Origin of the sequence: Martinezella tropici, from assembly GCF_003287875.1 — a bacterium.
Taxonomy (GTDB): Bacteria; Pseudomonadota; Alphaproteobacteria; order Rhizobiales; family Rhizobiaceae; genus Rhizobium; species Rhizobium tropici_C.
Map to the genome: position 1 here is coordinate 126883 of NZ_QMKK01000054.1, position 23768 is coordinate 150650.

Annotated in this window: 20 protein-coding genes; 14 read left to right on the top strand and 6 right to left on the bottom strand. The window is 59.5% G+C overall.

Annotated features, from left to right (window positions below):
* Positions 1-75 precede the first annotated feature (75 nt).
* From DQ393_RS25895 to DQ393_RS25910, 4 genes are all read left to right on the top strand, one after another.
* Positions 76-1095 carry an aldo/keto reductase gene (locus DQ393_RS25895; protein ID WP_112344564.1) on the top strand — a complete coding sequence of 340 codons (1020 nt, stop codon included), beginning with the start codon at positions 76-78 and terminating at the stop codon, positions 1093-1095.
* 173 nt (positions 1096-1268) lie between these two features.
* Positions 1269-2258: an ABC transporter substrate-binding protein gene (locus DQ393_RS25900; protein WP_112344565.1), complete on the top strand. Its 990-nt coding sequence runs from the start codon at positions 1269-1271 to the stop codon at positions 2256-2258.
* Between the two features lie 94 nt (positions 2259-2352).
* Complete coding sequence (locus tag DQ393_RS25905; RefSeq protein ID WP_112344566.1) at positions 2353-3903, top strand: sugar ABC transporter ATP-binding protein; 1551 nt, start codon at positions 2353-2355, stop codon at positions 3901-3903.
* Positions 3904-3937: 34 nt separating this feature from the next.
* A complete protein-coding gene (locus DQ393_RS25910; RefSeq protein WP_112344567.1) occupies positions 3938-4909 on the top strand; it encodes an ABC transporter permease in 972 nt (323 codons plus the stop codon).
* A gap of 33 nt (positions 4910-4942) precedes the next feature.
* Here the strand turns inward: DQ393_RS25910 and DQ393_RS25915 are convergent, their stop codons facing one another.
* The 4 genes from DQ393_RS25915 to DQ393_RS25930 all read right to left on the bottom strand — a co-directional run bounded on the left by DQ393_RS25915 (position 4943) and on the right by DQ393_RS25930 (position 9288).
* A complete protein-coding gene (locus DQ393_RS25915) occupies positions 4943-5947 on the bottom strand; it encodes an acyltransferase family protein (RefSeq protein WP_112344568.1) in 1005 nt (334 codons plus the stop codon).
* On the bottom strand, positions 5944-7239 hold the full coding sequence (locus tag DQ393_RS25920; RefSeq protein WP_112344569.1) for an O-antigen ligase family protein: 1296 nt from the start codon (positions 7237-7239) through the stop codon (positions 5944-5946). Before DQ393_RS25920 ends, DQ393_RS25915 begins: the two co-directional genes overlap by 4 nt.
* Before the next feature lie 9 nt (positions 7240-7248).
* A complete protein-coding gene (locus DQ393_RS25925) occupies positions 7249-8523 on the bottom strand; it encodes a polysaccharide biosynthesis/export family protein (protein WP_112344570.1) in 1275 nt (424 codons plus the stop codon).
* 84 nt (positions 8524-8607) lie between these two features.
* Positions 8608-9288 (bottom strand): sugar transferase, encoded by a 681-nt coding sequence (locus DQ393_RS25930; RefSeq protein WP_112344571.1) that lies wholly within the window; start codon positions 9286-9288, stop codon positions 8608-8610.
* A gap of 810 nt (positions 9289-10098) precedes the next feature.
* Here DQ393_RS25930 and DQ393_RS25935 point away from each other — a divergent pair.
* Together DQ393_RS25935 and DQ393_RS25940 are read left to right on the top strand one after the other, a co-directional pair.
* Entirely contained in the window at positions 10099-10320 is a 222-nt protein-coding gene (locus DQ393_RS25935) for an exopolysaccharide production repressor protein (protein WP_432422031.1), read from the top strand.
* A gap of 113 nt (positions 10321-10433) precedes the next feature.
* Positions 10434-11444 carry a glycosyltransferase family 2 protein gene (locus DQ393_RS25940; protein ID WP_112344573.1) on the top strand — a complete coding sequence of 337 codons (1011 nt, stop codon included), beginning with the start codon at positions 10434-10436 and terminating at the stop codon, positions 11442-11444.
* 117 nt (positions 11445-11561) lie between these two features.
* Here DQ393_RS25940 and DQ393_RS25945 read toward each other — a convergent pair whose 3' ends face one another.
* Together DQ393_RS25945 and DQ393_RS25950 are read right to left on the bottom strand one after the other, a co-directional pair.
* Positions 11562-12506, bottom strand: coding sequence for a polysaccharide pyruvyl transferase family protein (locus DQ393_RS25945; RefSeq protein WP_112344574.1), 945 nt, complete (start codon positions 12504-12506; stop codon positions 11562-11564).
* Between the two features lie 87 nt (positions 12507-12593).
* Positions 12594-13553 (bottom strand): glycosyltransferase family 2 protein, encoded by a 960-nt coding sequence (locus DQ393_RS25950; RefSeq protein ID WP_112344575.1) that lies wholly within the window; start codon positions 13551-13553, stop codon positions 12594-12596.
* A gap of 718 nt (positions 13554-14271) precedes the next feature.
* Between DQ393_RS25950 and DQ393_RS25955 the strand changes: the two genes are divergently transcribed.
* The 8 genes from DQ393_RS25955 (at position 14272) to DQ393_RS25990 (ending at position 23768) form a co-directional block, all read left to right on the top strand.
* Positions 14272-15357, top strand: coding sequence for an acyltransferase family protein (locus tag DQ393_RS25955; RefSeq protein WP_210260442.1), 1086 nt, complete (start codon positions 14272-14274; stop codon positions 15355-15357).
* 4 nt (positions 15358-15361) lie between these two features.
* Entirely contained in the window at positions 15362-16165 is an 804-nt protein-coding gene (locus DQ393_RS25960; protein WP_112344576.1) for a glycoside hydrolase family 16 protein, read from the top strand.
* A gap of 106 nt (positions 16166-16271) precedes the next feature.
* Positions 16272-17480 carry a glycosyl transferase family 1 gene (locus tag DQ393_RS25965; RefSeq protein WP_112344577.1) on the top strand — a complete coding sequence of 403 codons (1209 nt, stop codon included), beginning with the start codon at positions 16272-16274 and terminating at the stop codon, positions 17478-17480.
* Positions 17477-18475 carry a glycosyltransferase family 2 protein gene (locus DQ393_RS25970; RefSeq protein WP_112344578.1) on the top strand — a complete coding sequence of 333 codons (999 nt, stop codon included), beginning with the start codon at positions 17477-17479 and terminating at the stop codon, positions 18473-18475. Before DQ393_RS25965 ends, DQ393_RS25970 begins: the two co-directional genes overlap by 4 nt.
* A complete protein-coding gene (locus DQ393_RS25975; protein ID WP_112344579.1) occupies positions 18472-19410 on the top strand; it encodes a glycosyltransferase in 939 nt (312 codons plus the stop codon). Before DQ393_RS25970 ends, DQ393_RS25975 begins: the two co-directional genes overlap by 4 nt.
* A complete protein-coding gene (locus tag DQ393_RS25980) occupies positions 19407-20432 on the top strand; it encodes a glycosyltransferase family 2 protein (protein WP_112344580.1) in 1026 nt (341 codons plus the stop codon). The genes DQ393_RS25975 and DQ393_RS25980 overlap by 4 nt, the downstream gene beginning before the upstream one ends.
* Positions 20433-20436: 4 nt before the next feature.
* Entirely contained in the window at positions 20437-21342 is a 906-nt protein-coding gene (galU, locus tag DQ393_RS25985; protein WP_112344581.1) for a UTP--glucose-1-phosphate uridylyltransferase GalU, read from the top strand.
* 83 nt (positions 21343-21425) lie between these two features.
* Positions 21426-23768, top strand: a complete 2343-nt coding sequence (locus tag DQ393_RS25990; RefSeq protein ID WP_112344582.1) for a polysaccharide biosynthesis tyrosine autokinase — start codon at positions 21426-21428, stop codon at positions 23766-23768.

Here is a 23768-nt window from a genome sequence, read left to right on the forward strand (position 1 = left end):
TCAATGGCGATGGACGCCGAGAGCGTCCGTTAACGCCACCGAAATTGAAATGATCGTCATCACAAGGGAGAGGTGATGCAGAGAAGAACAATCGGCAGGACGGGCCTTGAGGTCACGGAGATCAGCTTCGGCGCTGCGGCGCTGGGCGGCCTCTATCGTGCCTGCCCTCGCGATCAGGCGATGAAGACCTTGCAGGCGGCCTGGGATAGCGGCATCCGCTATTTCGACGTGGCACCCTGGTATGGCTTCGGCCTTGGCGAGCGCCATGTCGGCGATTTCCTGCGCGATCAGCCGGAAGACAGTTACGTGCTGTCGACCAAAGTCGGTCGCCTCATGCGGCCGGTGCCGAGCGACAAGGTGCCGAATTACGGCTATGTCGATCCCCTGCCTTTCGATGCCGACTACGATTATTCCTATGACGGCATCATGCGCTCGGTTGAGTTCAGCTATGCACGCCTCGGTCTCAATCGCATCGATATTCTCTATGTCCACGATATCGGCGGCTATACCCACGGCAAGGCACTCAACGAACGTTACCTGGGGCAGCTTCTGGGATCCGGGTTAAAGGCTCTGGAGGAGCTGAAATCATCCGGCACGATTAAGGCCTATGGCCTTGGGGTCAATGAGGTGCCGGTCTGCCTGGACGTCATGCATGCGGCCGATATCGACTGCATTCTGCTCGCCGGTCGCTATACGCTGTTGGACCGCTCGGCCGTTGCCGAGCTGGTGCCGCTTTGCGAGAAGAAAGGAACATCGCTGGTCGTCGGCGGTGTCTTCAACTCCGGCATTCTGGCGACTGGTCCCGTGCCCGGCGCGCATTTCGATTATCTGCCGGCAACGCCGGATATCCTGGCCAAGGTTGGGGCTATGGAAGAGATCGCCCGCAAGCATGGTGTACCGCTTGCCCAGCCTGCGCTTCAGTTCCCGCTGCGCAGTCCCTGCGTGGCCTCGGTGCTGATCGGCACGGCGAAGCCGGAAAGTCTTGTCCGCAATATGCAGCTGGTGGAGCCCCGGCTCCCCGACAGTTTCTATGCGGAGTTCGAAGGGTTGACCCTCGTGGCGCCGCCGTTGGGAGACGAGGCGGTCCGGGTCTAGCAGATTGGAGCTTCGAGCCGTCGGAGAGATGGCTTCGTAGAGGAGGAAAGCCTGTTTTGGCGTCGGTGGCTTTTCCGCCGCGCGATGCGTGACGCCGCAAGGCGTCGCGATACCAGCCGTAAGCGTTCAGCGGCAGGTGTGCAGGAGAGAGAGCGCGTTGAGAGGAGAAGCAGATGAAAATTGCCAAGTCACTTTTGTCCCGCCGCAGCTTTGCCGGCCTCGCCGGTGCTGCCGTCATCGCCATGGCGATGCCCATGCAGTCCTTCGCGGCCGACGTGACCATCCCGATCATCGTCAAGGATACCACATCCTTCTACTGGCAGATCGTTCTTGCCGGCGCTCGCCAGGCAGGCAAGGATCTCGGTGTGAAGGTGCCGGAGCTCGGCGCTCAATCGGAATCCGACATTAACGGCCAGATCAGCATTCTCGAAAACGCCGTTGCCGGCAAGCCGGCGGCGGTGGTCATCTCGCCGACCGAGTTCAAGGCGCTCGGCAAGCCCGTGGATGAAGCCGCCAAGTCCGTGCCGGTCGTCGGCATCGACTCCGGCGCCGATTCCAAATCCTTCGTCTCGTTCCTGACCACCGACAACGTCCAGGGCGGCCGCATCGCCGCCGATGGTCTTGCCGCCGCAATCAAGGGCATGACCGGCAAGGAAGAGGGTGAGATCGCCATCATCACCAGCCTGCCGGGCGTCGGTTCCCTCGATCAGCGCCGCCAGGGGTTCCTGGAGGAGGTCAAGAGCAAATATCCGGGCCTCAAGGTCGTTGCTGACAAGTATGCCGATGGTCAGGCAACAACCGGCCTCAACATCATGACCGACCTGATCACGGCCAACCCGAAGCTCGTCGGCGTCTTCGCCTCCAACCTGATCATGGCTCAGGGCGTCGGCCAGGCCATCGCCGAAAACAAGCTCGGCGACAAGATCAAGGTGATCGGCTTCGACAATGACGACAAGACCGTCGGTTTCCTGAAATCGGGCGTTCTTGCCGGTCTCGTGGTGCAGGATCCCTATCGCATGGGTTATGACGGCATCAAGACGGCGCTCGCCGCTTCGAAGAAGGAAAAAGTTCCGGCCAACGTCGATACCGGCGCCAACCTCGTCACCAAGGCGAATATGAGCGATCCGAAAATCGATGCGCTCTTGAACCCGAAGGTCAAGTAAGACTTGAGGCCGCGCCCGAAGCATCGGGCGCGGCCTTTCGCCTGGCCGCGTCCCCCGAGGCGGCCGTGCGGAGATGTGAGAGGGAGGAGACGTCATGACGAGCCTTGAAGAAATCAGCCATCGGCACGATGACACTGTCAAAACGGAAGCAAACCGCATTCCGGCGGGCTCGCCCATTCTTGAGCTCAAGGGCCTGCAGAAGCGCTATGGCTTCGTCGAGGCGCTGAAACCTGCGACCGTCACGTTTCTGGCCGGCGAGATTCACGCGATCGTCGGCGAGAACGGTGCCGGCAAATCGACACTCATCAAGCTCTTGACCGGCGTCATCACCAGGACGGCGGGCGAAATCTTCTGGTGCGGCCATCCGGTTGCGCTCGCAACGCCCAATGAGGCGATCGCCCGCGGCATCAATGCCGTGCATCAGGAAGTGGTGCTCTGCCCGCACCTCACGGTGGCCGCCAATCTTTTCCTTGGCGACGAGGTCAATCGTTTCGGCCTGATGCGCAAGAAGCAGATGGTGGCCATGGCGCAGACCGTGCTCGACGATCTCGGCTTCGGGCTGCCGGCCGGCGAACTGTTGGGATCGCTGACGATCGGTCAGCAGCAGCTGGTCGCGACTGCGAGAGCCGCGATGCGCGGCACGCAGTTCCTGATTTTCGACGAGCCGACCGCCTATCTCACCCGCCAGGAATCGGCGCAGCTGTTCAAGCTGATCCGCCGCCTGCAGGGCGAGGGTGTGACGATCGTCTATATCAGCCATCGCATGGAAGAGGTGTTCGAACTCGCCGACCGGGTTTCTGTACTGCGCGACGGCACGCATGTCGGCACCCGCACGATCGCCGAAACCAACGAGGACGAGTTGATCAAGCTGATGATCAATCGTTCCATCGAACAGATCTATCACAAGGAAGAGGTTCCGATCGGCGATACCATCCTCGAGACGCGCGGTCTTTCCGGGCCCGGCTTCGAGAATGTTTCGCTGAGCGTTCGTGCCGGCGAGATCGTCGGCCTTTACGGACTGATCGGCGCCGGCCGCAGCGAATTCGCTCTCGGTCTTTACGGGCGTCAGCCGCTCTCTGCCGGGGAAATTTATTGGCAGGGCCGCAAGGTCGAAATCCGCAACGAACGTGACGCGATGGAACTCGGCATAGCGCTGGCGCCTGAAAGCCGGCGCGATCAGGGGCTTTGCCTCAACCTGCCGATTGGACTCAACATCAATCTGCCCGTATTCAAGCGGTTAAGCCGCGGCCCGATCATCGACAGGAAAGGCGAATCCACCAACGCCGACAAGCAGATCCGTGATCTCAGCATCAAGACGCCGAGCCGGCGGGTTCTGGTCTCCGCCATGTCCGGCGGCAACCAGCAGAAGGTGGTCATCGGCAAATGGTTGAGCCATGGTGCCAAGCTCTTTATTTTCGATGAGCCGACGGTCGGCGTCGATGTCGGGACAAAGGCTGAAATCTATCGGCTATTCGCCAAGCTGCTTCGCGACGGCGCCGGCATCATCGTCATCTCATCCTATCTGCCCGAGGTCTACGAGCTCGCCGATCGCCTGCACGTTTTCCGCCAAGGCCAGCTGGTCGCCAGCCATGATTTCCATGCGGCAACGCATGAGGAAGTCCTCGGCGAAGCGATCGGCGTCTGAACAACAAACAAGTCGAAAGAGGGAGAACAAGAAAATGGCCGCGAATACGACAGAAGGCCCAGCGGTTGCGCCGCGGCGCAAGATGAACATCCTCTTCAGCTTGACGCTGATCCTGCTGCTGCTGGCGCTCTGGATCCTCCTGGGCTTCTGGACCGACAAGTTCTGGACGCCGCTCAACATCACCAATCTGATGCGTCAGGGGTCGATGACCGCCATTCTTGCGCTCGGCCAGACCTTCGTCATCATCACGGCGGGTATCGACCTCTCCGTCGGCGCGATCGTCGGCTTTTGCACGGTCATCATCGCCTGGCTGCTTCAGGCTGGATTTCCAGTATGGGCCGCCATTCTCATCACCCTGCTGTTCGGGGTTCTGATCGGGGCGTTCCACGGCTTCGGCATCGTGCGCATGGGCTTGCCGCCCTTCATCATCACGCTGGCGACACTGACGTCGCTACGAGGCATCGGCCTGCTGATTACCAACGGCTCGACGATCAATATCGTCAATGACGATTTCACCAATTTCGCCGTTTCGGATTTCCTGGGGATTCCAAGCCTGTTCTGGATGGTGATCCTGGTGGCAATTCCAGCCGTCATTTTCCTGCATCTGAGCCGCTGGGGCCGTTATCTCTTCGCCGTCGGCTCAAACCGCGAAGCAGCCCGCCTTTCCGGCGTCAATGTCAACTGGATGATCTATCTCGCCTACATCCTCTCGGGAACCTGCGCCGCCTTCGTCGGTATTCTGCTTGCCTCGCGCATCGCGATCGGCAATGCCACCCAGGCCGATGGCTGGGAGCTGCAGGCGATTGCCTCGTCGGTGATCGGCGGAACGAGCCTGTTCGGCGCGGTCGGCTCGGTCTACGGCCCGCTGATCGGCGCATTCATCCTGGCGACGATCAACAACGGTGCCAATCTCTTGAACCTGAATTCCTTCTGGCAGCGCATCATCACCGGCGTACTGATCATCGTCATTGTCTATTTCGATCAGCTGCGTCGCCGGCGGCTTTAATCCGGTGCCGCCGATCCAGAGGCCGGTCCGCTATCAGGCTGGCGAGGGACGAGTCCTTCGCCAGCTGAAGTTTCGCAATAGGTTGCGCAGCGGCTTTTCGACCAGCTCATAGGCAAATATTCCGAGCACGGTGCCTGCAATAGCGCCGAGGAAGGCGACCACATCGGAAGGGATCTGTGTCGATGTCCCGAACTTTACCACGACCGAGATTGCCAGCGTATGCCACAGATAGATGGAGTAGGAGCCGTTGCCGAGGTAGGTGAGCGGCACAATCTGCGGCAGCCTGCCGCTGCGCTCGACCGAGACCATGCCCAGTACCAGCGCTATGGCGAGCGGGCCGCATGTTATCTCGTTGAATTCCAGGCCGAGAATTTCAATGGCAGCAAAACCGCCAATTGCCGCGACCATGAGCGTAAGGCCGAGGCCAAATCCCGGGATGTTTCCCTTCAGCCAGAGCTGGCCCAGAACCGCACCCGCCACGAATTCGAGAATGATCGGCCTCGTATAGGTAACAAGCAACGGCGATTGTGGATGGATGATCGCGCCGGCGATGACGAAGGCGACAAAGACGCCGATCAGGCTGCCGAGACGCAGGCGTTGCGGCAGGAACAGGCAGGCTGCGAAGATGACGTAGAAGAACATCTCGAAATTCAAGGTCCATCCCTGAACCAGGACCGGCCAGATCTCGTTGCTATCGTTTGGCGAGCGGAGCGGAATGAACAGCAGCGAACCAAGGATATGGCTTGCCGTCAGCTTCAGGTTCGGAAACAGGCCGACGATTGCCCCACCGATCATGATGGCCGTGACGATCCAATAGGACGGCACGATGCGCTGCAGCCGATCCAGCACGAAGCGCAGCGGCGTGACGGGACGGCGTTCGCTCATGGTCCACATGATGAAGCCGCTGATAACGAAAAAGACGTCCACGCCGGCGGCCCCGATGCGAAAATGGCCGCCGCTGCGCTCGGCAGCGTGAAAGAACACCACGGCGAGCGCAGCAAAAGCACGAAGATACTGAATGCCGTAGAGTGTCTTCATTGGCCCGTCCGCGGCTCCCAGTTCACAGGCGTCGCAAATTGTATCCGGTCATCGCTGGCGGGCAGTGATGCGTTTACGCGCGCTCGCGCTCGCATGGAGAGTTTTCCTGCCGTGAAATAGAACAGGAAGGAGCCGACGTGGTACGGATTTAGAATATCGATCTCCACGAAAGAGCGGATCAGCAGAAGGGTGGCAACGCCTAGAAGGATGTAGGATTCATCGTTTCTTATGTCGCTCAGGAAACGGCTGATATGGCCGATGAAGGCCGTCAACAGGATCGAGGCGAGCAGGAATACGCCGATGAGCCCGTTTTCCACCGCAGTTTCGATATAGGTATTATGGAAATGGAAACCGGCTCGGGAAGCGATAAAAAACTCATCCCATAGTCGCTCGGGCTCGGAGAAGCCCTGAACCCAGTAAGCCTGGTAGCCTACTCCGAAGAAGAGGTTCTGCTGCGCGGCGGCGATGCCCTGCTGCCAAAGATAGGTACGCCCGGTGAGCGTGGAATCCTTGCCGAAGGCGCCGAGCACAACGTCGACCGCGCCGCCATAGACGCCGGCAACTACGAGCACGACGCCGGAGACGGCCGCGGTCACAAACAGCCTTTTGCGCTGCTTGGGCGACAGGTAAAGGATGACGCGCAGGCTCGCGCATAGGACTACCACCAGCCCGGTCGTCAGCACCGAGGTCGCCGATTGCGAGGCAAGCAGGCAATAAGCGGATAGCAGGCCGGCAATTCCCGCGCCCAGCATCCAGATTCGCCGTTCGCCAAGAACGAAGACGGCGGTAAAGGCGAAATAGATGCCGATCGAGGCATAGAAGCCGAGCTGATTCTTAGAGTCGAAGGCGCCGACGAAGCTGTAGGTTCCATCGATCGGATCATAGGCATAATAGCCGAACAATATCGAATAGATGAGCACGATGCCGGTGCCGGCGATCGCACCGCGTGCCAGCGTGCGGATATCGAGCGTGCGCATGGCGACCAGGGCGCAGAAGATATGCGTCATATATTGGATCGCCGCGCGCGCCGACACGGAGGGAACGACCGACCAGAAGATCGACAGGCAGGTGAAGACGCCGAAGGCGAAAAGCCAGAGCTGCTTCTGATAGCTGCCGAGCACATTGCGATAGTCGATCATGACCAGCGGGAACCAGAGCGCGTAGTAGAGCAGGATCGAAGGCTGGCCGAAACGCGAGGAGTAGGCGAAAACGAAGAAGGAGAGAGCAATCGCCACCGTGCCATAGGTGACGTTGCTGCCTGGACGGACAAAGATCGATTTGGCTATCCGCATCGACTTTCCTTATCGGATGGCAAGACCGGTGCTGACCTTGATGAGATCACCGGGCAATACCTGCGTATTCTCCTGGGCCTGGATCTCCTTCGACTGGCCGTTTTCGTCGCGGATGATCGTGTAGGTGACGCTCACACTCTGGCCGCTGGGATCGAGGTTGCTTGCATCCGAGGATTGGGCAAGTGCTTCCTGCATCAGCGACTGGCTGGTCGAGAGCTTCAGCTGCAGGGTTTCCAGCTGCGTATCGGTATCCTGCATATCCTTGGCCAGCGAGTTCTGCCAGTCGTTATGCACCGTATTCTCGTCCTGGGTGGCCTTGTTGATGTCCTGTTTGGCTTTCAGCGACGCCGTTTCCGTATCGAGAAGCGTGGCCTCCAGATCGGATGCGCGCTGTTCCGCGGAGATCCGGCGGGAGGCGAGCTCAAGCCCCCGTTCGGCCAGGCTTTCGACCTTGTCGCGGTCGGCCTTTGCCAATTCCAGCTGGCGGCTCTGCGTCTCGTTCTTTTTCGAAAGGGCTTCGACTTCGTTCTGCAGAAGGGTTTTCAAATCTTCCAGGGACTGCAGCTGGTTCCTCATGCGCTCGCTGCGGGTCTGCATCAGCGCCCGCTCGCTTGCAAGCATACTTTCTGCTTGCGGCGTTTGCTTGAGTTCCGGGGGAACCTCGATTTCATCCTTGCCGGACAGTTCCGCCAGCAGGCGCGCCTTGCGCATCAGAAGACGGCCGCGTTCCGCCATGTAGACGACGGCGTCGCCCTTGGCATTGATGAAATCCCGTGCGAAACGCTGGCCGGCATCGGCGCGACGCATGCCGCCTCCCAGGCTGACGGCCTTGAGCACGGTAAGATTGGGCGCGAAAGGATATTCGCCCGGATTCTGCACCTCGCCTGAGAGATAGATCGGGCGGAACTGGGAGAGTTCGACTGAGGCCGAGGGGCGATCACGCAGGCCGAACTGCTTCTGCAGCCCGAGGCCGATGGCCTCTGCGATCTGGTCCGTGGTCTTGCCGAGCGCGGGCATGTCGCCGATGAAAGGAACGGAGATCGAGCCCGAAGGGCCGACTGTGTAGTCGCCGGAAATCGAGGACCAGTCGCGAACGGCGCCTTCTGCGGTCTGCCATTCGGCAACGCGCACATGCAGCTTGTCCATGACGCCCAGGTGATATCCGGGCAGATTGTCAGCCGAAGCCGAGACGGACGCTGCGCAAAGGCTGAGAGCGACGAAAGCTGCGCATCGAAGAGATGTATTCACGCGAACAAGCCTCTTGAAAGGCCGAAATTCAATCATGCAGGATCTTCCCTGTTTGTGGTTGGCAGCCGCGCCGAGCGCGGGAAACCGCAGGAGGTGGCCCGCGGTATCTGCCGGTCATCATCAATAGCTGCCGCGCGAGAGGCAGACCGCAGGAATGGTTTTGGCGATGATCTTCATGTCGCTGCCGAGCGACCAGTTCTTCACATAATGCGTGTCGAAGGCGACACGGCTGGCATAGGAGACGTCGTTGCGGCCGCTGACCTGCCAAAGGCCCGTCAGGCCGGGGCGGGACTGCAGATAATAGATCGCAGCGGTCTCATAGAGCTCGAGCTCGTCCTCCACGACCGGTCGCGGGCCGACGATGCTCATTTCGCCGCGGATGATGTTGATCAGCTGCGGCAGTTCGTCGAGGCTGAGCTTGCGCAGCACCGCGCCGACGACGGTGACGCGAGGGTCGTTCTGCAGCTTGCGGGTTGCGCGCCATTCTTCCATTGCCTTCGGATTGGCCTGCAGATAGGCCTGAAGAACCTTGTCGCCGTTGACGACCATGGTGCGGAACTTCAGGCAGCGGAAGCTCTTGCCATTATGGCCGATGCGGCGATGGCCGTAAAAGGCGGGACCCTGATCCGTAAGTTTCACCAGCAGCATCAGCATCAGGAAGAGCGGGCTGATGAGAACCAGGGCAGTCATTGCGGCAGAGACGTCGAAGACGCGTTTCAATACTCCACCAGTTGGCGGAAAGACGTCGCTTTCCGCGGCGCTGAAAAAAGCCGATGTGGCCGATCTCGTCGCAGACTTCATAGAGAAAACTCCATTCATGTTGACGATTGGTCGGAAATTCTCGGACGCGTAATTAGAGCCGGGATGAACGGAGTGTAGGCTGGGAATTAGACTTTTTAAGCCAAACTTTTGTAGCGATATGGCATGGCGGTATATATTTACCGCATCAGTGGTGACTTGGTTTAAATCAGTGATCAGGAATGGATGAGTTGTACTGTATCAAACCTCGTATAATATCGGGGTTGATAGCTCTGCCGCCTCCTAGTCGATAGTTTCTAAGGATATTATAGGCGGTGAACAGTAAGTTGTTCATTATCATTGGTTTCGAAAGCTTTCGGTCGTTCTAGCCTCAGCTATATGCTATCTTGACGCTACGCGCACTTCTTCAGAGGATATATTGCACTGCAGCAATATTTTGCGGTGCACATACTGAGGGCGGCTTTTCCAGGACTTTGTAATAAAAGTTGATTGAATTGACGAGGAAGCCACAGGTGCCTGGCTGGTCGCGCCTGTCTCCCTAGTTGCATATTGGCGTCGTGTATCCACATAATTGCAATGAGAAAGATGAACAAATTCAATTGTAATTATAATCGAGGTGTAGTTTTAACAGGCGCAGCGTTAGGATCGTCTCAATTCGCAACGGAACACTGTGACTTGGTTGAATCTCAATGAATCATAAAATATATTTGACTTTCAGGTCTGATAAGGGAGGAAAGACCTTGATTGCTTTTTACATGATGGCTCAGCGGGCGAGGTAAGATTATGTACGCGCCGCGCGTTTTTATCAGCATGTTGGGCACGCTGATCGTATTTGCTACCGCAACATACTTTTTGACGAATTCTCTTTGGACCACGTTCGTCGAGACGATCATCTGTGCCGTCCTCCTGCAGACCGGCTATTTTCTAGGCGTGCTCTATCTCGTCTGGAAAGAGCGCAGGTCGCGCCCTGCCTTCCTGGCCGAAGACAAGGGGCTCGCGCCAGGTCCGGAGGATACGAAGGTCGGCGGCCTCTCCACGTCCAATTTCAAGCGTTCCGAGCCGTTCAACCCTTAACTCGGCCTTGAGTCGGCCCTAAGTGGGGATTGCCAGGCAGATCTTTTGCCAGTCAGGCGGTTGCCGGATCGGAGCCATGTCCTAAGTCTCCGGCAGAACCATTGGAGGCTGACGTGACCGACAGTGCAGAAAAAGGCGTCTGCGTAATCATCGCCGCAAAAAATGCCGGCGACACTATCGGGCTGGCTGTTGCCTCGGCTCTTCGGGAGCCGGAAGTCGCAGAGGTCGTCGTCATCGACGACGGTTCGACGGACGGAACCGCCGCCGCCGCCGCCAGCGCCGATGATAACAGCGGCAGGCTGACCATCCGAAAGTTCGAGAAGAACCGCGGTCCGGCCGCCGCGCGCAATCACGCGATCGAGATATCCAAGGCCCCGCTGATCGGCATTCTCGATGCCGATGATTTCTTCTTTCCGGGGCGTTTCGCCTCGTTGCTTGCCGCCGACGATTGGGATTTCGTCGCCGACAATATCGCCTTCGTCAATGCCGACACGGTTCCGGACGCCCATGCAAGACTCGATCACTTCGATGCGAAGCCGCGCTTTCTCGATCTCGTTGCCTTCGTCGAGGGCAATATTTCCAAGCGGGGTGTGCGCCGCGGCGAGATCGGCTTCCTCAAGCCCCTGATGCGACGGTCTTTTCTGGATGCGCATGGCCTGCGCTATGACGAGACGCTACGCCTCGGCGAGGACTACGATCTTTATGTGCGCGCGCTGGCCAAAGCCGCGCGCTACAAGATCATCCATAGCTGCGGCTATGGCGCGGTCGTGCGCAGCGATTCCCTGAGCGGCCGGCACAGGACAGAGGATCTGCGGCGGCTCTATGAGGCCGACCGGGCCATCCTTGCCAAGGGCGGCCTTTCTTCGGCGGATGCAGCCGTGATCCGCCGCCACGAGCGGCATATTCGCGACCGCTACGAGTTGCGGCATTTCCTCGATATCAAATCGCAGTCCGGCCTGTTCTCGGCTGCGGCCCATGCACTGTCGCATCCCTTCGCCGTTCCGGCGATTGCTGGCGGCATCCTGGCGGACAAGACGGAGCGTTTCCGCAAGCGCGGCGGCGCATCCATTGCCCATTCCGGAGCGAATGGTCTGCGCTATCTGCTGCAGGCCGCTCCGGAATAGGGATCGTTTGGAAATTGAAAGCGGTCCAGCGTTTCACGGAATCGCCGAACCGCTCCTTCTCTTTGTTTTCTCGCAATTCCGGACGGAAAACCGCTGCGCAGTTTTCCTGAAATTACTTTAGAGATAATCGCGCCGCACACCTTCGATCGCGTCGAGCAGGCGTTCCTTGCAGGCTGCGAGCGCCGCGTCTTTGCTCAGCTGCGGCTTTGCCTTGCTGGCCTGCCAGAGAGCCAGAGCCGAGGGCACGGCAAGCGCCTGCTTCGCCATGACCCGGAACGTGGTCTGCTCGGGATCGGCAAGCATGACATTTTCCCCGTATCGCTGCTTTTCGAGTTCGGCGGCAGCTTGCTTGCTGCGTTCGAAGCCGACGCCCCAGAACTTGGCGCCCTTGGCGATCGCTTCGGCGCGGGTGGAAACGGGGATGTGCTTCGGCGCATATGTCACGCCGAGTGAGCGTGCCCAATCGTTCCATTTGAAGCTGTTGATGGAACGCGACGAGCTGACCGCGATCCACGGAACGCGGAAGGCGTCGGCGAGAATGGCGCCATGCATCGATTCCGCAACGATCAGCTCGGAGGCTGCTATTTCGCGGATCACGGCCTTCGCCTCGCCGCGGGGATCGAGATAGGAAAGGCCGACGGTCTTGCAGATCTCGGGCCAGAGGCCGGCGGCAGCCGATTCCCAATGCGGTATGAAGGTGCGTCTGCCGTTCTTGGAAATGTTCTGGAATTCCGGCATTTCCGTCACCAGCACGGCGGGATCGACAATGCCCATTTCGGCTGGCAAGCCGATCTTTTCCGCCGTCAGGGGGCCGCGAACGCTGCGGATGTCCCATTGCGAGCTATCGCGCATGTCGGGAAGGGAACCGTAGCCGAAGCCGCTGCCGATGACGAGCTTGCGTCCGTCGGCCGGCAGGATTTCCGTGTTGAGAACGGTTCCGACGCCGACCAGCAACGTTTCTTCATGAACGTCGCGAAGGCCGGGAAGCAGGAAATCCCAGAGCCAGAGATTGAGATCGTCACCGAAATTGCCATGGGTGGATTCCCAGTGGAACGGCTTCATGCAGGACTCCTTGCTGACCAAACGATAACGGGGACATGCCGATGGCTCTTGGATGCGGCATGCACAGCATATGCTGCGGTGCAAAATCTAGGGCGCGAGTTTGCCCACGGCAAGCTGCATCACGCTTTGTAAAATTGCAGGGTCGCGCAAGGCCCATTTTGCCAGCAATCCGAATTGCGGCAGGCGCCGCTGCCGCAGCTGCCGCGCCTGGCTCCAAAGTGCCTGGCGCCGGGCGCGGTTTTTGTAAAGGCGGATGGCGGCGACATCCTGAGGCCGGCGTGAAAATCTCTGTTCCAGCGTGTCGAGCGCCGTCCAGGTGTTGAACTGCTGACGCAGGAATTGCGGGGAATCATTGTCGATGCTGTGAAATATGTTCACGCCTTCGCCACGCAGTGCGCCGGCATTTTCGCATAACAGCACACGTCTGGCCGCCAGGGCACAGTCGCAGAAATAAAGGACATCTTCCGCAGCCAGCCGCAGCGTCGGTTCGAAGCGTACCTTTTCGAAGAGAGATCTGCCGATCACCATGCAGGACATGTGCAGGAAGCTCCAGTCCTGCAGCATGACGCTGGCGACATTGGGGATCTCGATGATGGCCGGTTTATCGGACAGCCGCACGATATCGGCTAATTTTGCGAGTTCGGCGATGCTGAAATGATAGTAGAACTCTTCGCCTCCGTCGATGGAATCCCAATAGCAATCGGCGTCATGGCGCGTCAGCGCCTCGAATGCGTTGTTCAGGTGCTCGGGCGCCCACTCATCGTCGGAATCGAGGAATGCGACAAAGCGGCTGGCCGCCGGTACATTGTCGAGACCGGTATTACGCGCCCCGCCCGGTCCGGCATTGGTCTGGCGAATGACGCGAATGCGCGCGCGCTCTTCAGCGCCCAGCGATTGCAGCTCTTTTTCAGCCGGAAGCGGTGATGCATCATCGACGACGAGAATATCGAAATCCTGAAAAGTCTGCCGGGATATCGATCTCAAGGCGCGCTGCAGAACGCCCGGTTGCTTCTGATAGAACGGAATAATAATCGTGAGAGACGCCATATTCCCGCCTTTACGGTTTTCAATCCAAGAATTTTCGGCCTCATCCCCGGGGACGTAACCATCGGCTTCTCGGCTTTATCCATCGCTAATTTTTGGCTGCTTGCCCGGCGATGGATGCCGCCGCGACGCCAACAGGTAGCGTCCATTCGGTAGGGAGCAATGTCGAAAGCGGAGATTTCTCAAACTTTATCCCTGCTGGATGCGATGCCGAATGCCTCTCCGGTGATCTATTGTGACACATTGGTTCTCAGGATTGGACGGCATTGCATCCATGGGAAGAGCGGTGTCGATCGATATTCCCATATTGATTGCAATAGTGTCGTATTTTGGTCATGCTTCGCACTGAAAAGTCTGCTGCGCTGCAAAAAATCCTCACCCTTCGGTAAAAATCTACCTACGTTGAAAACCTTGCGTGAAGTCGGCATGCAAAAGTGCTCCATTTTCCTTAACTCCTTTTTTTTGCACGATTTTTCTCCTACGCAATGCAATTGTTTAAGCTTTCGAGCAATCCGAAGGGGTTGCTCGAACGCGGTGCGGGATATCACTTTTCGCCCATTTTTGCTGCGCCGCCATATTCCCTTTCCAAAGATCGCCCTAGGTTACGTCTGCGAGCTCTGCTCTGCTCTGAACGAAATAGCTGCAAGGGGGGATGCAGCACGAAGAAAGGGTGACAGACATCGTGAATGTGACTGCCAACGTGTCTTCGCGGATAAACCTCATGCGTATCGTGCTCATCTCGGGCATCATCTTTGTCCATATACCGTTCGATACGCGTACCAGCCCGTTCAACGGCGCATATGGCCTTTTCGACTGGCTGCGGGTGTTCCTTCGTGACAGCCTGTTCCGTGTCGGCGTGCCCTGCCTGAGCGCGATTTCGGGTTACCTGCTGTTTCGCCAAGGCACGACATCGCTGGACTATGGGAAGATTATCCGCCGAAAGACAAAGACAGTCATCCTGCCTTTTATGCTGTGGAACAGTGCGTTCTTTGTATCCGTCCTGATCCTCCAGTACTACGGAATTGGTGATGGATATCTGCCTGATTTGTCGGAATCTACTCCGCATACACTATCGACCCTTCTGTTCGCGATTGACGGCGCTCCGATCAATCTGCCGCTTTACTTTCTACGCGATCTTTTCGTCTGCATCCTGCTGTCGCCAATTCTTGCTTTTCTCATCAGCCGTGCGCCGTTGCTGACATTGGCTTTCCTGCTTCTCATCGCGGCCTGGCCGGTATCGATCGGAATCGTGCTGCGGAACTCGATCCTCTTCAGCTTCAGCTTCGGAATTTATCTCAGCCTCTACCGTGTCGATGTGACGGCGATGGATCGCTATGTCGCGCTGATCGGTCCCGGCTTCATTGCGCTTGCAGCACTTCTGGCAACCGCCGCCTATGTGGAAGGACCCGGTTTGCCCTTGTGGCTCGAGGTTTGCCGCAATCTGATGGTGATCGTCGGCATTCCAGGGTTCTGGGCGCTATCGTCGATCTTCATCTGCAGCCGCATGGGGCAGAGGCTGGCTGAAACGGGCAGCCTCAGCTTCTGGATCTTCTGTGCCCATTATCCGCTGCTTTTCTGTGTCTGGGTTCTCTGGAAGCGCGGCGGCAGCGACCTCTATCCGATCTTCTATCTTTTGGCGGCGGCGCTTGCCGTGCTGCTGCTGCCTCTGACGAATGGCATGGCGCGTTCCGCCCTGCCAAGCCTCCATAACCTGCTGACCGGCAGCCGGACGCGCCCACTGGCCGAAGCCCGAGCTGTCCAGATCCGCGCCGCCGAAGATCGGCGGGCGCGCTCCGAGCAAAGGTGATGCCATGACGACATCGAAGAGCTACGTGCAAAGATTTGGTCTTGTCTCGATCGCCCTTATGGGTGCCTGCTTCGTGCCTCAGGTGGCATCCGCGCAGGATGATAAGCCGACGGCGGGATCCTTCGTCGACAATTTCGAGCGACTGGACACCAGCCGCTGGTACATCTCGGACGGCTGGAACAATGGGCCGTTTCAGAATTGCACCTGGTCGCGCAAGCAGGTGACCGTCACCGACGGAATGCTGCAGCTGCAGTTCCTCCAGTCCAAGACCGGTCAGCGAAACTACGCCTGCGGCGAGATTCAGACCACCAAGCGCTATGGCTACGGCACCTACGAGGCACGCTATCGTACGGCTGCCGGATCTGGCCTCAACTCCGCCTTCTTCACCTATATCGGCCCGACCGACAAGAAGCCGCATGATGAGATCGATTTCGAAGTGCTCGGCAAGAACCCCGGTCAGGTCCAGGTCAACCAGTATGTCTCGGCCAAGGGCGGCAACGAGAAGCTGGTGCCGGTTGCCGGCGGTGCCGATCAGGGTTTCAACGATTATGCCTTCGTCTGGGAAAAGGACCGCCTGCGTTACTATGTGAACGGCAAGCTGGTTCAGGAAGTCACCGACCCTTCGAAGATACCTACCAATGCCCAGAAGATTTTCTTCAGCCTGTGGGGCACGGACACGCTGAGCGACTGGATGGGCAAATTTGCCTATTCCGGCCAGCCGGCAGTCATGCAGATCAAGCGCGTTGCCTTCACCGCAGCGGGCGAGAAATGCCTCTTCCCGGAATCGATCACCTGCAAGATCGATTGAACCTGACCGGTCGCGCGGTGCCTTGCGCGGTCGGTCGTGATGCCAGGATGCAACACCAACCACACCAGGCGTTCGGTCCCGGCCGGGCGCAAAAGCGGAAACTTTGATGCTGCATATTCTTTATTTCGTTCACGATCTTGCCGATCCGGCTGTGCGCAGGCGGGTGCTGATGCTGCAGGCCGGCGGGGCGCTCGTGACGCTGGCGGGCTTCCGGCGCGACGACAATGCGCTTGCCGCCATCCATGGCATCGAACCGATCGAGCTCGGCAAGACGCAGGATGCCCAGTTTGCGCAACGTGTCGCCGCGGTGGCCAGATCGGCGGCGAAGCTGCGTAGCGCATTGCGTTCCGTTGCAAGACCGGATGTCATTATCGGCCGCAATCTGGAGATGCTGACGCTCGCCAACCGCGCCAAATCCGTGTTCGGCGGCGATATGCCGATCGTCTATGAATGTCTCGATATCCATCGGCTGCTGCTGCGCAACGATGTGGTGGGCGGTGCGCTTCGCAGCGCCGAGCGCCATTTCGGTTCGCAGGCGGCATTGCTCATCACCAGTTCCCCCGCCTTTGTCGAGCGCTACTTCCGGCCGCGCTCCGGCCTGCGTCTGCCGGTCATGCTGCTCGAAAACAAGGTGCTCGCCCTTGAACCTGCGGCAAATGCGGTCGCGCCGGTTATCCGCCCTCCGGCTGCAGGCAAGCCATGGAAGATCGGCTGGTTCGGCGCGCTTCGCTGCCGGAAGTCGTTGACCCTGCTCGATGAATTTTCCCGCCGGACGGAGGGACGTTTCGAGATCGTGCTGCGGGGCCGGCCTGCTTACTCGGAATTCGACGATTTCGATGGCTTCGTGCGCAAAGCACCATTCATGCACTTTGCCGGCGCCTATAAGAACCCCGAGGACCTGCAGGCGATCTACAACGATGTCCAGTTTTCCTGGGCGATCGACTTCTTCGAAGAGGGCCTGAATTCGAGCTGGCTGCTGCCGAACCGCCTTTACGAGGGCGGCCTCTACGGTGCCGTTCCCATCGCCATGGAGGGCACCGAGACGGCACGCTTTCTGGCGAGCCGACAGATCGGGCTTACGCTCGATGCGGCCGACGCCGCGCAGCTGGCGGCGCTCTTGGGCGGGATGGACGAGCAGCGTTACGTTGCCGCCTTCGACGCCGTGGCGTCGCAGGATCGCAAGCAATGGATGATCGATCGCGCCGATTGTCATGGTCTGGTGCAGCGGCTGGCGTCGCTGACGCGCGCAAACGAACAGATCGCCGAAATAAAGGCCCTCCCACAACTGCATCGCAATAGAGGTGGATTGCAATGACGAACGGAAGTTCAGGGGACATGCGTTGCATAATCGTTATTCCCTGCCTCAACGAGGAAAAGCACATCGAGCCGCTGATCGGTAAGCTCGGGCAGGCTTTGGACGAACTCGATGCCAGGATCGTGGTGGCTGATGGCGGCAGCACGGATCGCACGCGCGAGATCGTCAGGGAGATCGCCGCGGAGGATCCGCGTATCCTGCTGCTCGACAATCCCAAGCGGCTGCAGAGTGCTGCCATCAATCTCGCCATGGAAACCTTCGGCGACGATTATGACTATTTCATCCGTATCGACGCTCATGGCGATTATCCGGCCGATTACTGCCAGACACTGGTTCAGGAAGCCTGCGCCACAGGCGCGGATTCCGTTGTCGTTGCCATGCGCACCATGGGCTTCAGCGCCTTCCAGAAGGCAACGGCCGTGGCACAGAACTCCAAGCTCGGCAACGGCGGCTCGAAACATCGCGAAGGCGCCAAGGGCCACTGGGCCGAGCATGGGCACCATGCGCTGATGCGCGTCGCGGCCTTCCGGTCGGTCGGCGGCTATGACGAGACCTTCAGCCACAACGAAGATGCCGAACTGGATTACCGCCTGCACAAGGCGGGGTTCCGGATCTGGCTCACGGACAAGACGGCCATGACCTATTATCCGCGCGCCAGCGTGCCGACGCTCTTCAAGCAGTATCTCGGCTACGGCCGTGGCCGCGCGCGCAACATCCTCAAGCATCGCAGCATGCCGAGCCTCAGGCAGATGCTGCCGCTGGCAGTCGTGCCGATCTTCATCGGCGCCTTCCTGGCCGTGCTCAACTGGATTGCGGTCATTCCTATCGGCCTCTGGGCCGTGGCCTGCATCGCTTACGGCTTCTGGATCGCTCTCGGTCAGAAGAATCCTTACGGCCCGCTGGCCGCCATCTCGGCCATGGTCATGCATTTCGCATGGTCGATGGGTTTCTGGATGGAAGTCTTCAGCTTCCGCAATCGCAGGATCGCGTCATGACACAAGTCCATCGACGCCCGATCAGGATCGATATCGCTGTTTGCACCTACCGCCGGGCAGAGCTTGACCAGACGTTGCTGTCGCTTGCCGTGCTTGCCATTCCCACCGGCGCGATTGTCCGCATCATCGTCGCCGACAATGATGTCACGCCGAGCGCGCGCGGCCGTGTCGACGCCATGCGTTCGGCCGTACCCTTTGAAATCGTCTATGTCCATTGCCCGGCATCGAACATCTCGATCGCCCGCAATGCCTGCCTGGATCATGCAAGCGGCGATTTCATCGCTTTCATCGATGACGACGAGACGGCGTCGGAAGATTGGCTGGCGGAATTGCTCATCATGGCCGACACGACTGGTGCCGATGCCGTTCTCGGCCCCGTTCAGGCGGTCTATGCGAATGTCGCGCCCGCCTGGATGCGGCGCGGCGATTTCCATTCGACCTTGCCCGTCTGGGTCGCGGGAGAGATTGTCACCGGTTACACCTGCAATGTGTTGCTGCGCCGCGGCGCGCCTTCGCTTGCCGGCCGGCGTTTCAATATCGCGCTCGGCCGCAGCGGTGGTGAAGACACCGAGTTTTTCATGCACATGCACAAGGCGGGCGGCCGGATCGCCTATGCCGAGGATGCGTTGGTCTACGAACCCGTCCCCGACAAGCGCGCTACGGTTTCCTGGCTGTCGAAGCGCCGCTATCGCATGGGCCAGACGCATGGACGCATGCTGCTGGAAGCCACGAATGGCTTCGGGCGCTGGCGCGCGATTGCGCTTGCCGGCACGAAATCCGCCTATTGCTTTGCCGCTGCCGCATTGCTCGCGGCCTCTCCCATCAAGCGCCATCGCTATGGCCTGCGCGGCATCATGCATGCCGGCGTCGTCAGCGGCCTCTTCGGAGTTCGCGAAATCGAACAATATGGAAGTCTGGAGAAGGCGCCGCAATGACGGATTTCATCCCCGATGTCAGCTTCGTCATTGCTGCCTACAATGCCGAGGAAACGCTGGAGCGCGCCATCGACAGCGCGCTGGCGCAAGGTGCCGTCAGCATGGAAGTGATCGTCGTCGACGATTGCTCGACGGATAGAACGCGGGAGATCGCCGGCAATCATCCCGATCCACGTGTTCGTCTCGTTGCCATGGCCCGCAATGGCGGGCCGGGCGCTGCTCGCAATGCCGGCCTGGATGCGGCCCGTGGCCGCTGGGTGGCCGTGCTCGATTCCGATGACGCCTTGCGGCCGGACCGTATGGCGCGCCTGATCGCCCGGGCGGAAAAGGCGGAGGCACAGATCGCCGTCGACAATCTCGACGTCATTCGCGAGGACGTCGGAACGACGCTTCCCATGTTCCCAGAGGCGATGCTGGCGCGCATGCCGACACTGACGCTGGCCAAGTTCATCGCTTCGAACATGATTTTCCAGTCGGAGCACAACTTCGGCTATATGAAGCCGGTCTTCGATCGTGCCTTCATCGAGAAGCATCGCCTGCGCTTCGATGAAACCCTGCGGATCGGCGAGGATTATATTTTCCTTGCTTCCGCCCTTGCCCGGGGCGGCACCTGTGTCGTCGAGCCGATGGTGGGCTACCTCTATTATATTCGCGATGGCTCGATCTCCCGTGTTCTTAAGAAGGAACATGTGGAGGCCATGCTTGCCGCTGATTCCAGGTTCTTCGCCGAACATCCCTTCGGTGCGGCGGCTCTTGCCGCGCAGCGGCGGCGCACGCGCAATCTCAAGGAAGTCATCGCATTCCTGAAGCTGGTCGACAGCATCAAGGAACGCGAGCTGCAGACCATGCTGAAGATTGCCTGCCTCAACCCGCGCGCGGTGCGCCATCTCAGCATGCCGATCTTTGCCCGTTTTCGTCGGCTGGCAGCCTCTCTGCGGAGCGGCCGCCAGGTAACGCCCACCTCTCAACTTACCTCGCCCCTGCCCAATATGGGCGCAGGCCCTCACTCTAACAAAGGATAGAGCCATGGACCCCAAGCATCGTGTGAGAAAAGCAGTCATTCCGGTTGCCGGCAACGGAACACGCTTCCTGCCCGCCACCAAGGCAATGCCGAAGGAAATGCTGACGATCGTCGATCGTCCGGTCGTGCAATATGCCGTCGATGAAGCCATCGAAGCCGGCATCGAGCATATCGTCTTCGTCACCAGCCGCAACAAGTCGGCGATCGAAGATCATTTCGACGATACGCCGGAGCTGATTTCCTCACTGCAGCGGGCTGGCAAGAGCCATCAGGTTACCGAGTTGGAGCGCCTTCTGCCGCGCGCGGGTGCCGTCAGCTTCACCCGCCAGCAGGCTCCGCTCGGTCTCGGTCACGCCGTCTGGTGTGCCCGCGACCTGATCGGCAACGAACCCTTCGCGCTGCTGTTGCCCGACATGCTGTGCTACGGCATGCGCGGCTGCATGGCCGGTCTGATGGATCTCTATAACGAAGTTGGCGGCAACATCGTCGCCGTCGAGGAATGTGCTCCGGAAGAGACGTCGAAATACGGCATCATCGGCAAGGGCAATGCGGTTCGGCACGGCTTTGCCGTGACCAAAATGGTCGAAAAGCCGCACCCGTCCGAAGCGCCTTCAAACTTTTACCTCAATGGCCGTTATATTCTTCAGCCGGAGATATTCGACATTCTGGCCCGTCAGGAGCGCGGTGCCGGCAACGAGATCCAGTTGACCGACGGCATGCTGCGCCTTTCCGAGACGCAGTCCTTCCATGCCCAGGTCTATAACGGACGCACTTTCGACTGCGGGTCCAAGCAGGGCTTCATCGAAGCCAATGTCGCCTTTGCGCTGGCTCGCGCCGATATCGGCGGACTGGTCTATGACTCGATCCGTAACCTGGTCGTCTCGCACGAAGCGCAGATGACCGCCGCTTAAGCCTGTTCACATCTTGGTCTGCGGCCGGGAAGGCCGCGGACCTGGCTTATTTTCATTCAGGCTTCTCCGACAAGGTGGTCGCCATGCATCAGAAGAACTTCAATTTCCACAGCGCTCTTCCGCAAGCGGAATCGCAGGATGGCTTCATCGATCTCGATCGGTTGATGGCGGTCATTGGCCGTCGCATCCGCACCATTATTTTCGCCGTGGCCGCTTTCGTCATTCTGGCCGTCGCCTATCTGCTCACTGCTACCGCGAGCTACACCTCGATGACGCAGATATTGCTCGACGAAAGCATGACGAAATATGCGGAGGATCAGCCGCCGGCGGCAAGCAGCCAACAGGCGGATATGGAAATCGCCAGCGCGGTCGAAATCCTGAAATCGAATGAGATGGCGCTGCGTGTCGTCGATACGGCCGGTCTAGCCGATAACAACACGCTGCTCAATCCGCCGATGTCGCCGGCAGCACTGCTCAAATCCGGTATCGGCCTGATCGTCAGCGTCTTCACGCCGTCCCGCCCCCCGATGACGCCTGAAGAGCAACGCGAGGCCCAGCGCCAGAAAGTTGCGGCCGTCCTGCAGCAGAGCCTCAAGGTCGAGCGCGTTACGCGAAGCTCGGTCGTTGCCGTCTCCTTCAGCTCGACCGACAAACGGCTCGCCGCCACGGTCACGAGCGCCTATGCAAACGCCTATCTGACCGATCAGCTGAACGCCAATTTCGATGCGACCGAGCGTGCTTCCGTCTGGCTGCAGGAACGTCTGAACGACCTGCGCCAGCGCGCGCAGGAAGCTTCGCTCGAAGTCGAGAAATACAAGGCCGACAATGGGCTGACCTCGACCGGCGGGGAACTGATGTCGGAACAGCAGATTTCCGATTTAAACAAGCAGCTGATCATCGCTCAGGCCGATACGGCCAGCGCAGCCGCGCGTTATAATCAATATAAGTCGATCATCGACCAAGGTCCCGATAACGCCGTCAAGAATGCCACCATCTCGTCGAGTTCGACCGACAATTCGGTGCTGCAGGATCTGAAGACGCGTTACCTCGCTGTTCAGAAGCGCGAACAGGACGTCACGCAGAATTTCGGTGCCGACCATCCGCAGGCCGTGGCGCTCAAGGCCGAGCGGCTGGACATTACCCGGCAGATCTACCAGGTCCTTCAGCAGCTCACCGCCAGCTACAAGAACGAGCTTGATGTCGCGCAGTCGCGGGCGGAATCGCTGCGCGAAAGCATCGACAAGGTCGTCGGCAAGAATTCCGAAGCCAACAAGTCGCTGGTTCATCTGAATGAGCTGAACCAGAAGGCGACGGCGCTGAAGGGTCTTTATGAATCCTACCTTGGCCGTTTCGAGCAGGCGAGCCAGCAGCGATCCTTCCCGATCGCCAAGGCGCGCGTCATCTCGGTTGCCGGCGTGCCAACGGCGCCGTCGAGCCCGAAGAAGACGCTTGTCATGGCTCTTTCCGTGATCCTCGGCCTGATGGTCGGCTGCGGCGTGGCCGCTTTCCAGGAGTTCCGCGACCGTTTCTTCCGCGTCGAAGCCGACGTGCGCTCCGCGCTTGGATTGAAGTTCCTTGGCTATCTGCCGCTGCTCGGCCAACAGGCGAGCGGCAAGAAGAAGCGGCGCAAGGGGAATATCGGTCAGGAGCCCGCGACCGCCGAGGAGGCGGAACAGGGCGTTACCTTCGAGCGGATGATGCGCATCTCGGTCGAAGCGCCGCGCTCGATCTTCGCGGAGACGCTCAGGAACGCAAAGCTCGCCAGCGATGTCATGCTGCAGGGTCGCGCCGACCGCGTGATCGGCGTCATCTCGGCGCTGCCGGGTGAGGGCAAGTCGACGACGGCCGCCAATTTCGCCGCCCTGCTTGCCAGCAGCGGCAAGCGCACGCTGCTGATTGACGCCGACTTGCGCAATCCGGGCCTGAGCCGCACGCTGAAGTCTCGGCCACAGGCCGGCCTGATCGAAGCCGTGCTTGGTGAAGTGCCGTGGACCAATGCGGTCAAGGTCGATCCGCGCACCAAGCTTGCCATTCTGCCGGTTGTGGTGCGCGATCAGCTGCTGCATACCAGCGAGCTTCTGTCTTCTCAGGGCATGCAGCAGCTGATGGAGAATGCGCGCAAGATGTTCGACTATATCGTCGTCGATCTTGCTCCGCTCGGTCCCGTCATCGATGCGAAGGCCTTTGCCCCGCAGGTCGATGCCTTCCTGTTGGTGACCGAATGGGGCGCGACCCCGACCAATCTGGTGCGCAATGTGCTGGAGCAGGAGCCGCAGATCAATTCGCGCGTTCTTGGCGTCATCCTCAACAAGACCGACATGTCGGAACTGCCGCGCTACAGCGATTTCGGCGGAACGGAGCGTTATCGGCAGAAATATGTGAGCTACTACACCGAGGTACAGCCGCGCGCCCAGGTGGACGCGTAG

What these genes read in the sequence shown, in the direction of transcription:
- DQ393_RS25895 (WP_112344564.1), top strand. Translation starts at nt 76, where the DNA reads ATGCAGAGAAGAACAATCGGCAGGACGGGCCTTGAGGTCACGGAGATC.
- DQ393_RS25900 (WP_112344565.1), top strand. Translation starts at nt 1,269, where the DNA reads ATGAAAATTGCCAAGTCACTTTTGTCCCGCCGCAGCTTTGCCGGCCTC.
- DQ393_RS25905 (WP_112344566.1), top strand. Translation starts at nt 2,353, where the DNA reads ATGACGAGCCTTGAAGAAATCAGCCATCGGCACGATGACACTGTCAAA.
- DQ393_RS25910 (WP_112344567.1), top strand. Translation starts at nt 3,938, where the DNA reads ATGGCCGCGAATACGACAGAAGGCCCAGCGGTTGCGCCGCGGCGCAAG.
- DQ393_RS25915 (WP_112344568.1), bottom strand. Translation starts at nt 5,947, where the DNA reads ATGAAGACACTCTACGGCATTCAGTATCTTCGTGCTTTTGCTGCGCTC.
- DQ393_RS25920 (WP_112344569.1), bottom strand. Translation starts at nt 7,239, where the DNA reads ATGCGGATAGCCAAATCGATCTTTGTCCGTCCAGGCAGCAACGTCACC.
- DQ393_RS25925 (WP_112344570.1), bottom strand. Translation starts at nt 8,523, where the DNA reads ATGATTGAATTTCGGCCTTTCAAGAGGCTTGTTCGCGTGAATACATCT.
- DQ393_RS25930 (WP_112344571.1), bottom strand. Translation starts at nt 9,288, where the DNA reads ATGAAGTCTGCGACGAGATCGGCCACATCGGCTTTTTTCAGCGCCGCG.
- DQ393_RS25945 (WP_112344574.1), bottom strand. Translation starts at nt 12,506, where the DNA reads ATGAAGCCGTTCCACTGGGAATCCACCCATGGCAATTTCGGTGACGAT.
- DQ393_RS25950 (WP_112344575.1), bottom strand. Translation starts at nt 13,553, where the DNA reads ATGGCGTCTCTCACGATTATTATTCCGTTCTATCAGAAGCAACCGGGC.
- DQ393_RS25955 (WP_210260442.1), top strand. Translation starts at nt 14,272, where the DNA reads ATGCGTATCGTGCTCATCTCGGGCATCATCTTTGTCCATATACCGTTC.
- DQ393_RS25960 (WP_112344576.1), top strand. Translation starts at nt 15,362, where the DNA reads ATGACGACATCGAAGAGCTACGTGCAAAGATTTGGTCTTGTCTCGATC.
- DQ393_RS25965 (WP_112344577.1), top strand. Translation starts at nt 16,272, where the DNA reads ATGCTGCATATTCTTTATTTCGTTCACGATCTTGCCGATCCGGCTGTG.
- DQ393_RS25970 (WP_112344578.1), top strand. Translation starts at nt 17,477, where the DNA reads ATGACGAACGGAAGTTCAGGGGACATGCGTTGCATAATCGTTATTCCC.
- DQ393_RS25975 (WP_112344579.1), top strand. Translation starts at nt 18,472, where the DNA reads ATGACACAAGTCCATCGACGCCCGATCAGGATCGATATCGCTGTTTGC.
- DQ393_RS25980 (WP_112344580.1), top strand. Translation starts at nt 19,407, where the DNA reads ATGACGGATTTCATCCCCGATGTCAGCTTCGTCATTGCTGCCTACAAT.
- galU (WP_112344581.1), top strand. Translation starts at nt 20,437, where the DNA reads ATGGACCCCAAGCATCGTGTGAGAAAAGCAGTCATTCCGGTTGCCGGC.
- DQ393_RS25990 (WP_112344582.1), top strand. Translation starts at nt 21,426, where the DNA reads ATGCATCAGAAGAACTTCAATTTCCACAGCGCTCTTCCGCAAGCGGAA.